This window comes from Arthrobacter flavus (assembly GCF_039526005.1).
Lineage (GTDB): Bacteria > Actinomycetota > Actinomycetes > Actinomycetales > Micrococcaceae > Arthrobacter_D > Arthrobacter_D flavus.
Genome location: NZ_BAAAIJ010000047.1, coordinates 381,639 through 393,881 on the forward strand (window position 1 = coordinate 381,639; position 12,243 = coordinate 393,881).

Annotated in this window: 10 protein-coding genes; 2 read left to right on the forward strand and 8 right to left on the reverse strand. The window is 64.7% G+C overall.

Annotation, left to right across the window (positions count from 1 at the left end; all coding sequences use genetic code 11):
• Window positions 1-97 precede the first annotated feature (97 nt).
• Together ABD059_RS11845 and ABD059_RS11850 are read right to left on the reverse strand one after the other, a co-directional pair.
• A complete protein-coding gene (locus tag ABD059_RS11845; protein ID WP_343880242.1) occupies window positions 98-1,090 on the reverse strand; it encodes a glutathione S-transferase family protein in 993 nt (330 codons plus the stop codon).
• Between the two features lie 91 nt (window positions 1,091-1,181).
• Window positions 1,182-2,291, reverse strand: a complete 1,110-nt coding sequence (locus ABD059_RS11850; protein ID WP_343880244.1) for a YihY/virulence factor BrkB family protein — start codon at window positions 2,289-2,291, stop codon at window positions 1,182-1,184.
• 90 nt (window positions 2,292-2,381) lie between these two features.
• On the opposite strand from ABD059_RS11850, the gene ABD059_RS11855 reads away from it, so the two are divergent.
• Entirely contained in the window at window positions 2,382-3,452 is a 1,071-nt protein-coding gene (locus ABD059_RS11855; RefSeq protein WP_343880246.1) for an NAD-dependent epimerase/dehydratase family protein, read from the forward strand.
• A 39-nt stretch (window positions 3,453-3,491) separates the two neighbouring features.
• Here the strand turns inward: ABD059_RS11855 and ABD059_RS11860 are convergent, their stop codons facing one another.
• From ABD059_RS11860 to ABD059_RS11875, 4 genes are all read right to left on the reverse strand, one after another.
• Window positions 3,492-4,400 carry a carbohydrate ABC transporter permease gene (locus ABD059_RS11860; RefSeq protein WP_343880247.1) on the reverse strand — a complete coding sequence of 303 codons (909 nt, stop codon included), beginning with the start codon at window positions 4,398-4,400 and terminating at the stop codon, window positions 3,492-3,494.
• The gene (locus tag ABD059_RS11865) at window positions 4,397-5,635 is read right to left on the reverse strand and encodes a carbohydrate ABC transporter permease (protein ID WP_377959546.1); all 1,239 of its coding nucleotides are present in this window, start codon (window positions 5,633-5,635) and stop codon (window positions 4,397-4,399) included. The genes ABD059_RS11860 and ABD059_RS11865 overlap by 4 nt, the downstream gene beginning before the upstream one ends.
• Before the next feature lie 133 nt (window positions 5,636-5,768).
• Entirely contained in the window at window positions 5,769-7,034 is a 1,266-nt protein-coding gene (locus ABD059_RS11870) for a sugar ABC transporter substrate-binding protein (protein ID WP_343880249.1), read from the reverse strand.
• A 57-nt stretch (window positions 7,035-7,091) separates the two neighbouring features.
• Window positions 7,092-8,135: a LacI family DNA-binding transcriptional regulator gene (locus ABD059_RS11875; protein ID WP_343880251.1), complete on the reverse strand. Its 1,044-nt coding sequence runs from the start codon at window positions 8,133-8,135 to the stop codon at window positions 7,092-7,094.
• A 156-nt stretch (window positions 8,136-8,291) separates the two neighbouring features.
• Here ABD059_RS11875 and ABD059_RS11880 point away from each other — a divergent pair, with 156 nt between their 5' ends.
• Window positions 8,292-10,163 carry a glycogen debranching N-terminal domain-containing protein gene (locus ABD059_RS11880; RefSeq protein WP_343880253.1) on the forward strand — a complete coding sequence of 624 codons (1,872 nt, stop codon included), beginning with the start codon at window positions 8,292-8,294 and terminating at the stop codon, window positions 10,161-10,163.
• On the opposite strand, the gene ABD059_RS11885 is transcribed toward ABD059_RS11880, so the two are convergent.
• Together ABD059_RS11885 and ABD059_RS11890 are read right to left on the reverse strand one after the other, a co-directional pair.
• A complete protein-coding gene (locus ABD059_RS11885) occupies window positions 10,160-11,224 on the reverse strand; it encodes a mechanosensitive ion channel family protein (protein ID WP_343880256.1) in 1,065 nt (354 codons plus the stop codon). The two genes, ABD059_RS11880 and ABD059_RS11885, sit on opposite strands and share 4 nt — an antisense overlap.
• Window positions 11,225-11,321: 97 nt before the next feature.
• Window positions 11,322-12,143, reverse strand: coding sequence for a CPBP family glutamic-type intramembrane protease (locus ABD059_RS11890; protein ID WP_343880259.1), 822 nt, complete (start codon window positions 12,141-12,143; stop codon window positions 11,322-11,324).
• Between the last annotated feature and the right edge of the window lie 100 nt (window positions 12,144-12,243).

A 12,243-nucleotide genomic window follows, 5' to 3' on the forward strand; every position in this document is an offset into this window, starting at 1 on the left:
CATTCCGCGGCGTGTTGCCCCCGACACGCGGAAAGCCCCGCCAGTAGCCGGGGAATCCGGTACAAGCGGGGCCTCATGTGGTGCGGGTGAGGTGGCTTCAGCCAGCGGCGGGCGGTGTTCCGCGCCCGAAGGGCCTGCCGCCGAGGCCTTCCCTGCCATGCTCGGTGTGCCAGTTGGCCAGGTCCGGGCCCTTGGGCACAATCCCGGTCGGGTTAATGTCTTCGTGCACGATGTAGTAGTGATCCTTGATCTGGTCAAAGTCGATCGTGTCGCCGAATCCGGGGGTCTGGAACAGGTCCCGGGCGTAACCCCACAGGGCTGGCATTTCGGTGAGCTTGTTCCGGTTGCACTTGAAGTGCCCGTGGTAGACGGCGTCGAAGCGCACCAGGGTAGTAAACAGGCGGACGTCGACCTCGGTGATGGTCTCCCCCACCAGGAACCGCTGGTGGCTGAGGCGTTCCTCCAGCCAGTCCAACGCGGTGAACAGGCGGTCGTAGGCGTCATTGTAGGCTTCCTGCGATCCGGCGAACCCGCACCGGTACACCCCGTTGTTCACCTCAGTGAAGATCCGCTTGGCGACCTGGTCGATCTCTTCCCGCAGTTTCTCCGGGTACAGATCGGGGGCGCCGTCGCGGTGGAACTCTTTCCACTCAGTGGCGAAATCGAGGGTGATCTGCGGGAAGTTGTTGGTGACCACGGCACCGGATGGCACATCAACGATCGCCGGAACGGTGATGCCCCGCGGATACTCGGGATCCCGCTTGAAGAACGCCTCCTGCAGCCGTTCGATCCCCAGGACCGGGTCGCGGCCGTCAGGGTCCAGGTCGAAGGTCCAGGACCGCTTGTCGTGGGTTGGGCCCGGGGTCCCCAGTGAAATGGCGTCCTCGAGTCCGAGCAGCCGGCGCACGATGATGGCGCGGTTGGCCCAGGGGCAGGCGCGGGCGGCGATCAGCCGGTACCGTCCGGCCTCCACCGGATAGCCGTCCGACCCATCCCGGGTGATCCGGGTTTCGATATAGGTGGTGTCGCGACTGAATTCCTTGCCCGTGTTCACGTAGGCGCCGCGGGTGCTGTGTTCGTTCTCGGTCATCTCTTCAGCCTAATCTTCCGACGCTGGACTGTTGCTCGGAACAGCCCGGCGACTGAGGTGGAGTTAATCACTGGGTGATCACCGGCAGTGATCAGTTGTCCTTGCTGTGCTGGGCCGACTCGCGCTGGTATTTCCGGCGCAGTTCGCGACCCTCGTCGATGTTCTCGAGTTCCTTGTCGTGCTTCTTGCGGCTCATCGTGTCGTCCCGTGGGGGCAGCTGAAGGGTTTCCTCAGCTTCGATGCCGGCCTGCAGCTGACGTCCTCGCTCCAGTTCGGCGTCGAACTCGGCGCCGAACAGCAGGGACAGGTTGGCCAGCCAGAGCCAGAGCAGCAGGACGATGACGCCGGCGATTGCGCCGTACGTCTCGTCGTAGCTGCCGAAGTTTGCGACGTAAAGGGAGAAGCCAGCGGTGGTAAGACCGAGGACCAGCAGCGCCACAAAGGACCCCATGCTCATCCACTTGAACTTGGGCTGCTTCACGTTGGGTGCACCGTAATACAGGACAGCAATCATCAGGACAGCGAAGACCACCATGACCGGCCACTTGGCAATGTTCCAGACCAGCAGGGCTGTTTCGCCGAGACCGATCACGTTACCCACCGATTCGGCAATCGGACCGGAGAGGATCAGCAGCAGTGCCATCAGCACCACCATCAGGAGGACGACGGCCGTGATCAGCAGCATCACGGGGCGCAGCTTCCAGATTGGCCGGCCCTCTTCCACCTCGTAGATGCGGTTCATCGCCCGGCTGAAGGCGTTCACATAGGCGGACGCCGACCAGAGGGCACCGAGAATACCGATGATGAGGGTCAACCCGGCGCCCTGCGACGAGGCGAGACCCTGAATCGTGTCTTCCAATGTCTCGTTCTCGGCGATGTCCGGCGCGACCCCTGCCAGGACGTCCAGCACCGTATCGGTGGTGGTCTGCGCCTGCCCAAAGACGCCGAGCAGCGAGACCAGGGCCAGCAGGGCCGGGAAAATGGCCAGCACCGCGTAGTAGGTGAGCGCGGCCGCCAGGTCGGTGCACTGGTCCTTGCCGAACTCGCGGATCGTGCGCTTGAACACGTACCCCCAGGCCGGCTTCTTCAGGTCGGTGGGACTATCGGGCTTCCGGTCGTCGTCAGGACTCGGCGCGTTGCGTGCCTTGTCCTGGGTCTGCGCTTCGGGCGAACCCGCCGCCGTGCTGCCGCTGGGTGCCATTGGTACCTCCACATAGTTCCTACAGGTCCTGCCGCCTATTGTAAGGACCCTTACTAGTGCATAAGCCTACCTAAGGATTACCGTTGGCAGATGGCTTCTTCCCAGAATAGTTCAGCAGGCCCCCTCCGAATTGCGGTTCTTGGAGCCACCGGCAACGTCGGGACCGCTGTGTTACGGCGCCTGCACCGGGCCGCGGCTGAGCGTCCGGGCGGCGTGGAAATCGTGGGCTTCGCTCGTCGGCTTCCTGACACTACCCGGGCCCCGTACTCCGGGTGCGAGTGGCACGCCCTCGATATCGGCACCGATGAGGGGCGCAGCACTCTCACCGCCGCGCTCCACGGCGTTGACGCCGTCGTGCACCTGGCCTGGGCCATTCAGCCGAACCGTAATGAACCGGCGATGCACCGCACCAACGTCACCGGTACCGCGAACGCGCTGCAGTCGACCGCCGACGCGGGTGTGCGCCACTTCGTTTGCGCGTCATCGGTGGGTGCCTACAGCCCCGCGTCGAAGGGGCAGCGGGTGGATGAAAGGTGGCCGCATGGAGGTATCAGCACCTCTCACTACAGTCGGCACAAGGCTGAGCAGGAAGCGCTCCTCGACGACTTCGACCGGCGGTACCCGGAGATCCCGGTCACCCGGCTTCGCCCGGGGCTGATCTTCCAGCAGGACGCCGGGAGCGAAATCGGCCGCTACTTCCTGGGCCCCCTCGTCCCAAAGTTCCTGCTGGATCGGCTCCGCCTGCCCCTGCTGCCGATCCCGGACCAGCTGATCTTTCAAGCGGTCCACGCCGACGATGTCGCAGACGCCTACTGGCGGGCCGTCGACCGGCGGGTGGGCGGCGCCTTCAACATCGCTGCGGAGCCGGTCCTCACGCCGGCCAGGGTGGCGGGTCAGTTGGGCGCCCGACGGGTGGTGAACCTGCCGGTCAAGGTGCTGCGCGCCGTCGTCGGCGTGACCTGGGCGCTGGGTCTGCAGCGCACCGATCCGGGGTGGATCGACATGGCCACCCAGGCACCGGTCATGAACACCGACCGTGCCCGCACACTGCTCGGGTGGAAGCCGGAGCATTCCTCAGTGGACGCCATCCGTGCCGTGCTGACCGGGCTGAGCGCGGGCGACGGCGTGGACGGCTCCCCCAGCCTTATGCCCCGGGACTAACCCTCACCCGCATCCCCCCGGTGCTACTCCTTTACCGCGCTACTCCTTCACTGCGCCGGCCGAGGCGTTCATGATCTTCTTCTGGAAGACGAAGAACACGATGGCTACCGGGATGGTCATCAGCGCTGCTGCCGCCAGTTTCAGCGGGTACTGGGTTCCCTGGCTGAGCTGGCCTGACGCCAGCTGAGCCACGCCCTTGGTGAGGGTGGTCAGGGCCGGGTCCTGGGTGGAAATGATGAAGTGGTTCAGCTCGTTCCAGGAACCCTGGAAGGACAGGATGACGATGGTCATCACCGCCGGCCGGGCCATCGGCAGCACAATCGACCAGAAAGTGCGGAACGTCCCCGCCCCGTCGACGCGCGCCTGTTCCTCGACGCTGGGCGGAATGGATTCGAAGAAGTTCTTCATGATGAAGACACCCGCAGCGTCAGCGAGCAGGGGCAGAATCATGCCCGCATAGGAGTCGTAGATGCCGAGCTGGTTGATCACCAGGAACTTGGGGATCAACAGAACGACGCCGGGCACCGCCATGACGGCGACGAGTAGGGCGAACACCAGCCCACGGCCGCGGAAGTTGATTCTGGCCAGCGCGTACCCCGCCAGGCAGTTGAAGAACACCCGCCCTGCGGTCACGAACACGGTGACGATGAACGAGTTCCGCCCCCAGATGGGGAAGTCGGAGTTGGCGAACAGGGTTTCGTACGCGGCAAACGTCCAATGCTGGGGGATCAGGCCCAGCGGGTCCTGCGCCGCGTCGGGCTCCGTCTTGAAGGACGTGGCCACCTGGGTCAGGAACGGAAAGATGTAGATGATGGCCAGAATGATCAACACAACGTAGGAGATCCAGACGCCGCGGGTGACCTTCTTGCGGCGGTTCTTGATCCGCTGCGGGACCTCGGGCGTCGAGGCGGGCTCGGGTGCCGGGGAGGGGGCTACTGTGGTGCTCATCGCCGGTCTCCTTCAGGGGTGCCAGTCTGGTTGGTGCCATCCGGGTCAGCGCCGCCGGGGTCCCGGCCCTTCAGACGGTCCTCGTGGCGGGCGCTGGATTGCGCTGCGGCGGCGGTCTTGGGGTCCGCGCCGACCGGGACCATGCGGCTTCGTTTAGGCACATCCCGTTCCCTGAGCGCGTATCGCTGGAGGATGGTGAGCACCACGATGATGCCGAAGAGGATGAAGGCGATGGCGGCTCCTTCGCCCCACCGCTGGTTGTTGAAGGCCGAGTTGAAGGACAGGTAGGCGGGAGTCAACGTGGTCTTCGCCGGCCCGCCCTGGGTGCCCACGTAGATCTGGTCGAAGACCTGCCAGGTGCCGATCAGGCCCAGGGTCAGCACGGTGAACAGGGTGGGCCGCAGCATGGGGAGGGTAACCTGCCAGAACCGCTGCCAGGCGCTGGCGCCGTCGACCATCGCCGCTTCCTGCACTTCCCCACTGATGTTCTGCAGGGCTGCAATGAAGAGCAGCATGAAGGTGCCGGAGGTGGTGAAGATGGCCATCAGCACAAAAGCGCTCATCGCGACGGAGGGTCCGGCTAGCCATTCCCAGCCGGGGATCCCCAGGAAACCGGGGTCTTGCAATCCGGCGGGCGCCTGGTTCAGGCCGAAGACCGAGAAGACGATGTGGAAAATGCCGCGGGGATCCTGGAACCAGTTCGGCCCGGAGATAGCGAAAAAGGACAGCACCTTGTTGACCACGCCGGTGGCACTGAAGAGAAACAGCCAGAGGACGGTGATCGCCACGGAGCTGGTGACCGAGGGGAAGTAGAAGGCGGTCCGGAACAGCCCGCGCCCCTTGAGGACCTGCTTGTTGACCATCACCGCCAGGAACATGGCCAGCGCGGTCTGCAGGGGAACCACCAGCAGCACGTAGTAGAAGTTGTTGCGGATCGCGGTGCCGAAGTCCCGGGCGGCCAGTCCCTCACCACCAAGGATGGCGGAGAAGTTCTCCCCGCCCACGAACTCGACGTCGCTTCCGAAGGGGCTGCCGCGGCCGGTCCAGTCCGACATGCTGACCCACGCCGCCATCAGGACGGGAATGACCAGGAACAAACCGAGGATCAGCACCACCGGGGAGATGAACAGCCAACCGGTCAGGCCGGTGCGGCCCTGGATGCCCGTGCGTTTCCGGAACGCAGGAGGTGAATCCTGGGTGCCGGACGGCTTCTTTGCCGCTGTACGTTGTGCCACTGCGTCCTCGTTCTGTTACCCCGGGCTGAATTACTGAGTGGTGAATTACTGAGTGGTGAATCACTGAGTGGTACCGCAGGAGCACCCGATTTCTCGGACGGTCAGGGTGCTCCTGCGGTTGTTCAGATACCGGTTATCCGGCGTCCGCGACGACCGACTCCATGTCGGTCTGGAGGGTGTCCAGCAGCTGCTGGAGGTCGGCGGTCTTGATCGTCTCGAGCTGGGCGTTCAGCTCTGCGAGCACGTCCGATGCGCCCTGCTGGGCTGGCAGGTTCTGGGCGTAGTCGCCACCGGCGATGAAGGCTGCGAGGTCTGGGTACTGGGTGGACCAGTCCTCTGCGGCGGACTGCAGCGACGGCATGACACCAAAGGCCTCGGCGAAGCTGAGCTGGGTCTCGGCGGTGGTCAGGTGTGCCACGAGTTCCTTGGCACCCTCGATGTTGTCGCTGTCGGCGGCGATGCCCCAGCAGTTGGTGAACTGCAGGGTGCCGGGGCCGGCAGGACCCTCGGGGAGTTCGGCGACCTGGTAGTCGACGTCGGGGAAGTCGTTGCTCATCGCACCGGCGATCCAGTTACCCTCGATCACCATGGCGGCCTGGCCCTTACCGAAGGCCTCGCCACCCCAGCCCGAACCGAGGTCCGAGGAGAAGGCGGCGACGCCGTCGTTCATCATCTCCTGGACGAAGGTGAGACCCTCAACATTCTCGGGGCTATTCACGGTTGCTGCGCCGTCGGTCACGAGTCCGCCGCCGGCCTGGGCGGTGAAGACACCCAGTCGCTGGAACTCGGGACCGTAGCCGAGGCCGACGACGTCGTCGGTAGTGAGCTGCTCAGCCACCGATGCCAGTTCTTCCCAGGTGGTCGGCACGTCGTCTTCGGTGAGGCCTGCCTCTTCCCAGAGGGTGTTGTTAATGACCAGGCCCAGGGTGGAGAAGTCCTTCGGAGCGCAGTACAGCTGATCCTCGTAGGTGAAGGCTTCCTGCAGTGCGGGGTAAAAATCGTCCTTGTTTTCCAGGTCGTCGCCGTACGGTTCCAGGGACCCGTTGGCCGCATAGCCAGCGAACAGGTCGGTGGACACGTAGAACACGTCGGCGGGTTCGCCCGAGGCGAAGCCCTGGCTGAGCTGCTGGGGCAGGTCGGAGGCCACGCTGACGCTGGCGTCCATCCCGGACTCGGAGGCCCACGCGTCGACGGCCTCGGTGACGGAGGTGGTCTCGGCTTCGCCGGAGGAACCGATCAGCACCGAGATCGGCGCGTCAGTTGCGCCTTCCGCCTCGGCTGATTCACCCTCGGAGCCCGAGAATCCTGATCCGCCACAAGCGCTCAATGCCAGGGCCGCGGCGGCTGTCACAGCGACGGCGAGTGTCTTCCTGCGGGTGCGGAAGTTTCCAGTCTTCATTGTCTGTTTCCTCATTCTTTTGTCTATTTCGGGCTATCTAGGGGATGGACGGGTGGGTCATGCCAGCCAGCCGTCGCCGGCCAGCGGGTGGGGGAAGCGCTGCGCCAGGGTCGGCGTCAGCAGCAGGTGCTTGTCGGGTCGACCGCTCGCCGCGTCGCCCGAGAGCGTGTGGGCGAGTACCCGGATGATGTGCCGCGCGGCGTCCTCGATCGGCTGCGCAACGCTGGAGAGTCCGACGGCGGCGGCCACCGGAGTGTCATCGAAACCGATCACATCCGGGGTGGTCGGTGCCGGGTACCGGCTTCTGAAGGTGGACAGCGCACCGAGCGCGAGGCTGTCGCTGGCGCAGACCACGGCGGTGGCCCCTGCGGCGATCAGCTGCTCGGCGGCGCGCGCACCGGCGGGGACGCCGTCGTGCACCTCGACATCCAACTGATCCGCCAACACGCCGCCATCTCGCAGCGCACGCAGCCACCCGCTCCGGCGGTCATCGCCAGCACCGGACCCAGCTGGCCAGCCGATGAACCCGATCGCAGTGTGTCCCTGGTCGAGCAGCAGACGGGTGGCCTGCTCGGTGCCGGCGCCGCCGTCGACATCCACCCAGGGATGACGCGAGCTGAAGGGGTCTTCCGTGTCGCTCCACGGCCGGCCAAAGGAAGCGAACGGGATCTCATGGTCCAGTAGCCACGCGGTGCGCTGATCGCCGTGGTGGGTGCCGGTGAGGACGAACCCATCCAGGTCAGCGACGTTGAGGAGGTCCTCGTACTGGCGAACCTCGTCATCGTCGGTGGCGGCACTGAACAGGGTCAGGCGGTAGCCCTCGTCCTGGGCGGCCTCGGTGAGGGCGTGAAGGAAACGGTCAAGGATCGATCCGTTGATGCCATCAACCACCGGCATCATCCGGATGCCCAGGTTCATGGACCGGCGGGTTCGCAACTGCCGGGCGGCGGCGCTGGGCCGGTACCCGCTTTCGGCGATGGCGTGCTCCACCCGCAACCGGGTTTCCGGCTTGACCCGATGAGGAGCGTTGATAACGTTGGAAATGGTCTGCCGGGACACGCCGAGAGACTCGGCCAGGCTGACCAAGGTTGCCTTCGCCATCGAAAATCCTCATTTCCCAATCGCGGCAGTTTCTGATGGACTGCCTGTTTACAACAATATGAACGTTCAAATATGATGTCAATCACTAAGTTGAACGATCAAATAACGTTTTGACGATAGTGTCAAGGCGACAGCACCCACCACCCAGGAGTTCATGTGGCCTACCGCCAGCCGTATCTGCACAACCTCACCGGCGTTTTCAGCGCACCGGTCCAGGCCTGGGCGGACGACCATGGCCAGATCCGTGGCCATGGCGCGCAGGGCATCCATTGCGGTGATGACAGGGTCCTCCGTGAAGCCATCCTGACGGTCAACGGCGAGGAGCCCGAGTGGGTCTCCACCCAGGTCCGGTCGGCCAGCCGGGTGGATTACCTCTACTTCGTGCGGATCCAGTCCCCTGTCGCCGACCCGCTGCTCTACCTCACCCGGACGCGGATCGCGGATGCTGAGGGGATCAGCGAGGAGATCAAGATCGAATCGGCTCACAGTTTCCTGGCCCACCTTGAGGTGCAGTGCCACCTGGTGGCGGACAGCACCCCGATGGAGAAGGTCAAGTCCGGAGCGGCGCCACATGTCGACGTCGACGTCACTGGCCCCCGCTGGAACTGGCGCGGCCCGGACACCTCGGTTGCCCTGAACGCCGGCGGCGCCCGCACCGAATACGAGGGCAATCACATCCGGCTCAACTGGATGACCGAGGTGGAGCCCGGCGGCACCGTTGTCCTGCCGTGGCGGGTATCCCTTACGGACAGCGCCGCCCCGATGGTTGCACCGAGCACTCCCGCCCTGGCGGCCCCTCGGCTGTCCGAGCCCCGGCTGCAAAGCCTGCTCAGTCAATCGGTTTCGGACCTCAACGGGTTACGCATGGCGACGGCGGACCGGCCGGAGGACACCTTTTTGGCCGCCGGAGCGCCCTGGTTCTTCACCATGTTTGGGCGGGACTCATTGATTGCTGCCCGGATGCTGCTGCCCCTCGACACGGCTCTCGCGGGCAGCACCCTGCGCGCTTTGGCCCACCGTCAGGGCGACAGCACTGATCCGCTGACCGCTGAGCAGCCGGGCAAGATCCTGCACGAGGTCCGCCGTGGCACGCTCCAGTTCGAAGAGGGTGGCAACGGGATCTCGCTGCCTCCGGTCTACTTCGGCACCATCGACGCCACTCCGCTATGGATCTCCCTCCTGCACGATGCGTGGCGAGCCGGACTGCCCAACGCTGAGGTGGAGGCACTGCTCGATCATCTGGAAGCGGCACTGGTGTGGCTGCGCGACCACGGGGATTCCGACGGCGACGGCTTCCTCGAGTACCTCGACACCAGCGGTCACGGGCTGGCCAATCAGGGCTGGAAGGATTCAGGAGATTCGATTCGCTGGCACGACGGCGCTCTTGCCGACGGTCCGATCGCGCTCGCCGAGGTCCAGGCCTACGCCTACGAAGCCGCGATGGGCGGCGCCGCACTCCTTGACGCGTTCGGTCGCCCGGGCGCCGGCGACTGGCGGGACTATGCCAACAAGCTGGAAATCCGGTTCCGTGAATCCTTCTGGTGCAGCGACGAGTTGGGAGCGTATCCTGCGATCGCGCTCGATGCCGCAAAGCGTCCCGTCGACGGCGTCACCAGCAACATGGGCCATCTCCTCGGAACAGGCATCCTCAATCTTGAGGAACAGGCAGCAGTGGTCCGCCGGCTGATGGACCCCACCATGTTCTCCGGCTACGGCATCAGGACCGTCTCCACCACCAACGGAGGGTTCTGGCCTACCCGGTACCATGCGGGATCCGTCTGGAGCCACGACACGGGCATGATCATCAGCGGACTCACCAGGGATGGCTTCGTTGACGATGCCCGAACCCTGGCCTCCGGGCTGCTCCGTGCCGCTGAGGGCTTTGACTGGCGCCTGCCGGAGCTGTTCTCCGGCCACGCGTCCGACGACGTCTGGCCGCCGGTCCCCTACCCGGCCTCCTGCCGCCCGCAGGCATGGGCAGCAGCGTCGGCCGTCCCGATCGTGACCGCGCTTGGAGGCTTCGCCTAGGCCCCCGGCCCCAAGGCTGCGGGCTGGGGCGGGTGCACCGCCTCCCACCGCTGCCGGGGCAGCGCCTCCCGGTGGTGGGTCTGCAGAAACACGACCATTGATTCGCGGATCAGACACTTCAGATCCCAGAGGGCGTCATTGTCGACGGCGCTGACCAGCACCCGGGCGCGCACCATCCCGTCTGTGGCCTGAGTGATCTGCAGGGTGCTGGTGCGCCCGTCCCACAGAGTGGTTTTGTCGAGTATCGCGACCAGGTGGGCCCGCATCGATTCGATGGGGACCCGCCAGTCGAGGTCCAGGTCAACGGTGCCCAGCAGTTCGGAACGGCTCCGCGTCCAGTTCTCGAACGGCGTGGTGGTGAAGTAGGTCGAGGGCAGGATGATCCGGCGGTCATCCCAGACCTTGACCACCACATAGGTCATGGTGATTTCCTCGACCGTGCCCAACTGCTCTTCGACGAACACGGTGTCGTCGATCCGCAGGGCATCGGTGAAGGCCAGTTGCACCCCGGCAAAGACGTTCGCTAGGGAGCTCTGGACGGCAAGACCAGCAACGATGGAGATCAGACCGGCCGAGGCCAGGATGCCAGCGCCGAGGGCCCGCACCTCGGGAATCGTCAGCAGCACGCTGGCCAGCGCGAACGTGATCACCAGGGCCACTCCCACCCGGCGGGCCAGCATGATCTGTGTTTTCAGGCGCCGCATCCGGCCATGGTCAACGGTGTCCCTCCCGTATTTCCGCAGCGCCACCGCCTCAAACACCAGCAGAAGCGACGCGACCAGCCACGCCACAGCTCCAATGAGGGCCAGCACCAGCGCGTAGTCCACCGGAGCAAACCAGTCGTTGTCCGCGGCGGTCACCCCGAGAGCTATCCTCGCCCCCACAATGGCGAGCACGAGCCGCACCGGATTCAACGCCCGGCGGGATGCCCCCTGAATGGCGGGGACCTTCCGGAGGGTGCGCACAGCTATCCGGCGCACAATGGCCGCGAGAAGCACTGCTGCGATCAAGGCCGCAGCGACACCGACCACAGGGGCTAACACGTTGACTAGTTCATCCATGGCTTCACCGTCTCAGATGACAGTGGGTAGCTGTCCAGCGGGGATGGTGAACTGTGGGGAGACTCTCACCGGGGAACGGGCGAAAACCAGCAGGTGGCTAGTACAGGAAAATGTCGAACCATTCGCGGTTGTGCGCGTGAATCAGCACCAGGAACAACACAAAGTCGAACAGGAGGTGCACCGCCACAATGTAGCTCAGCGATTTGGTCTTCTTGAAGATCCAGCCCTGCACCAGAGCAAAGGGGTAGATCAGCAAAGGCCCCCAGGCGTGGAAGCCCAGTTCCCAGAGGAACGAGGTGAACAGCACCGCCTGCAGCATGTTGGCCTGCCAGTCCGGCAGATGCCGCCGCAGCAGGGTGAAGGCGGTGCAGATGAAGAACAGCTCGTCCCAGATACCCAGCACATTGGTGCCGAGGAACAGCCGCGCCACGGTGCCCGGATCCGAGGCAGCCGGCCAGTTCTCGAACACGCCGGTAGGAATCATGTAAACGGGCAGGAGAAAGTACCCCATCACGACGACGGCCACCAGATACCAGCGCTCGGTCCTCGTCCACTTCTGGCCGGTGAGGACCGGAAACCGGATGGCGTGGTCCTTGAACACAAAACGCGAAATTAAGTACGGCAATCCCACCGCCAGGACCATTGCTGTCCCCATGGTGAACATGTGGCTGAAGCTGATGTCGGTGGTAATGGGCACCAGACTCATGATGACCAGGCCGAGTGACAGCAACGCCAGATCCTTGAACAGCTGACGCCCGATGAAGAACGACGACGCCAACGCGGCCGCTAACAGCAGGTAACCCAGCGGCCGCTGGTCCAGTCCGAACATCACAAACCCCGACCCGGCGATCAGCGCCGCCGGGATCAGATTCGCCGCAGTCTTCCGCGTCTCCTTAAGGGTTTCCTGCTGGGTTGTCATACCTCTGAGATTACCCGGGACGTCAGAAGTACGGGAGTTTCGGGGCATTTGCCGCTATACAGGAAGCAGCAGCTGATCGTGCAACAACCACCCGCAGGAG

Coding starts and splice junctions, on each gene's coding strand:
- ABD059_RS11845 (WP_343880242.1), bottom strand. CDS start 1,090: ATGACCGAGAACGAACACAGCACCCGCGGCGCCTACGTGAACACGGGC.
- ABD059_RS11850 (WP_343880244.1), bottom strand. CDS start 2,291: ATGGCACCCAGCGGCAGCACGGCGGCGGGTTCGCCCGAAGCGCAGACC.
- ABD059_RS11855 (WP_343880246.1), top strand. CDS start 2,382: ATGGCTTCTTCCCAGAATAGTTCAGCAGGCCCCCTCCGAATTGCGGTT.
- ABD059_RS11860 (WP_343880247.1), bottom strand. CDS start 4,400: ATGAGCACCACAGTAGCCCCCTCCCCGGCACCCGAGCCCGCCTCGACG.
- ABD059_RS11870 (WP_343880249.1), bottom strand. CDS start 7,034: ATGAAGACTGGAAACTTCCGCACCCGCAGGAAGACACTCGCCGTCGCT.
- ABD059_RS11875 (WP_343880251.1), bottom strand. CDS start 8,135: ATGGCGAAGGCAACCTTGGTCAGCCTGGCCGAGTCTCTCGGCGTGTCC.
- ABD059_RS11885 (WP_343880256.1), bottom strand. CDS start 11,224: ATGGATGAACTAGTCAACGTGTTAGCCCCTGTGGTCGGTGTCGCTGCG.
- ABD059_RS11890 (WP_343880259.1), bottom strand. CDS start 12,143: ATGACAACCCAGCAGGAAACCCTTAAGGAGACGCGGAAGACTGCGGCG.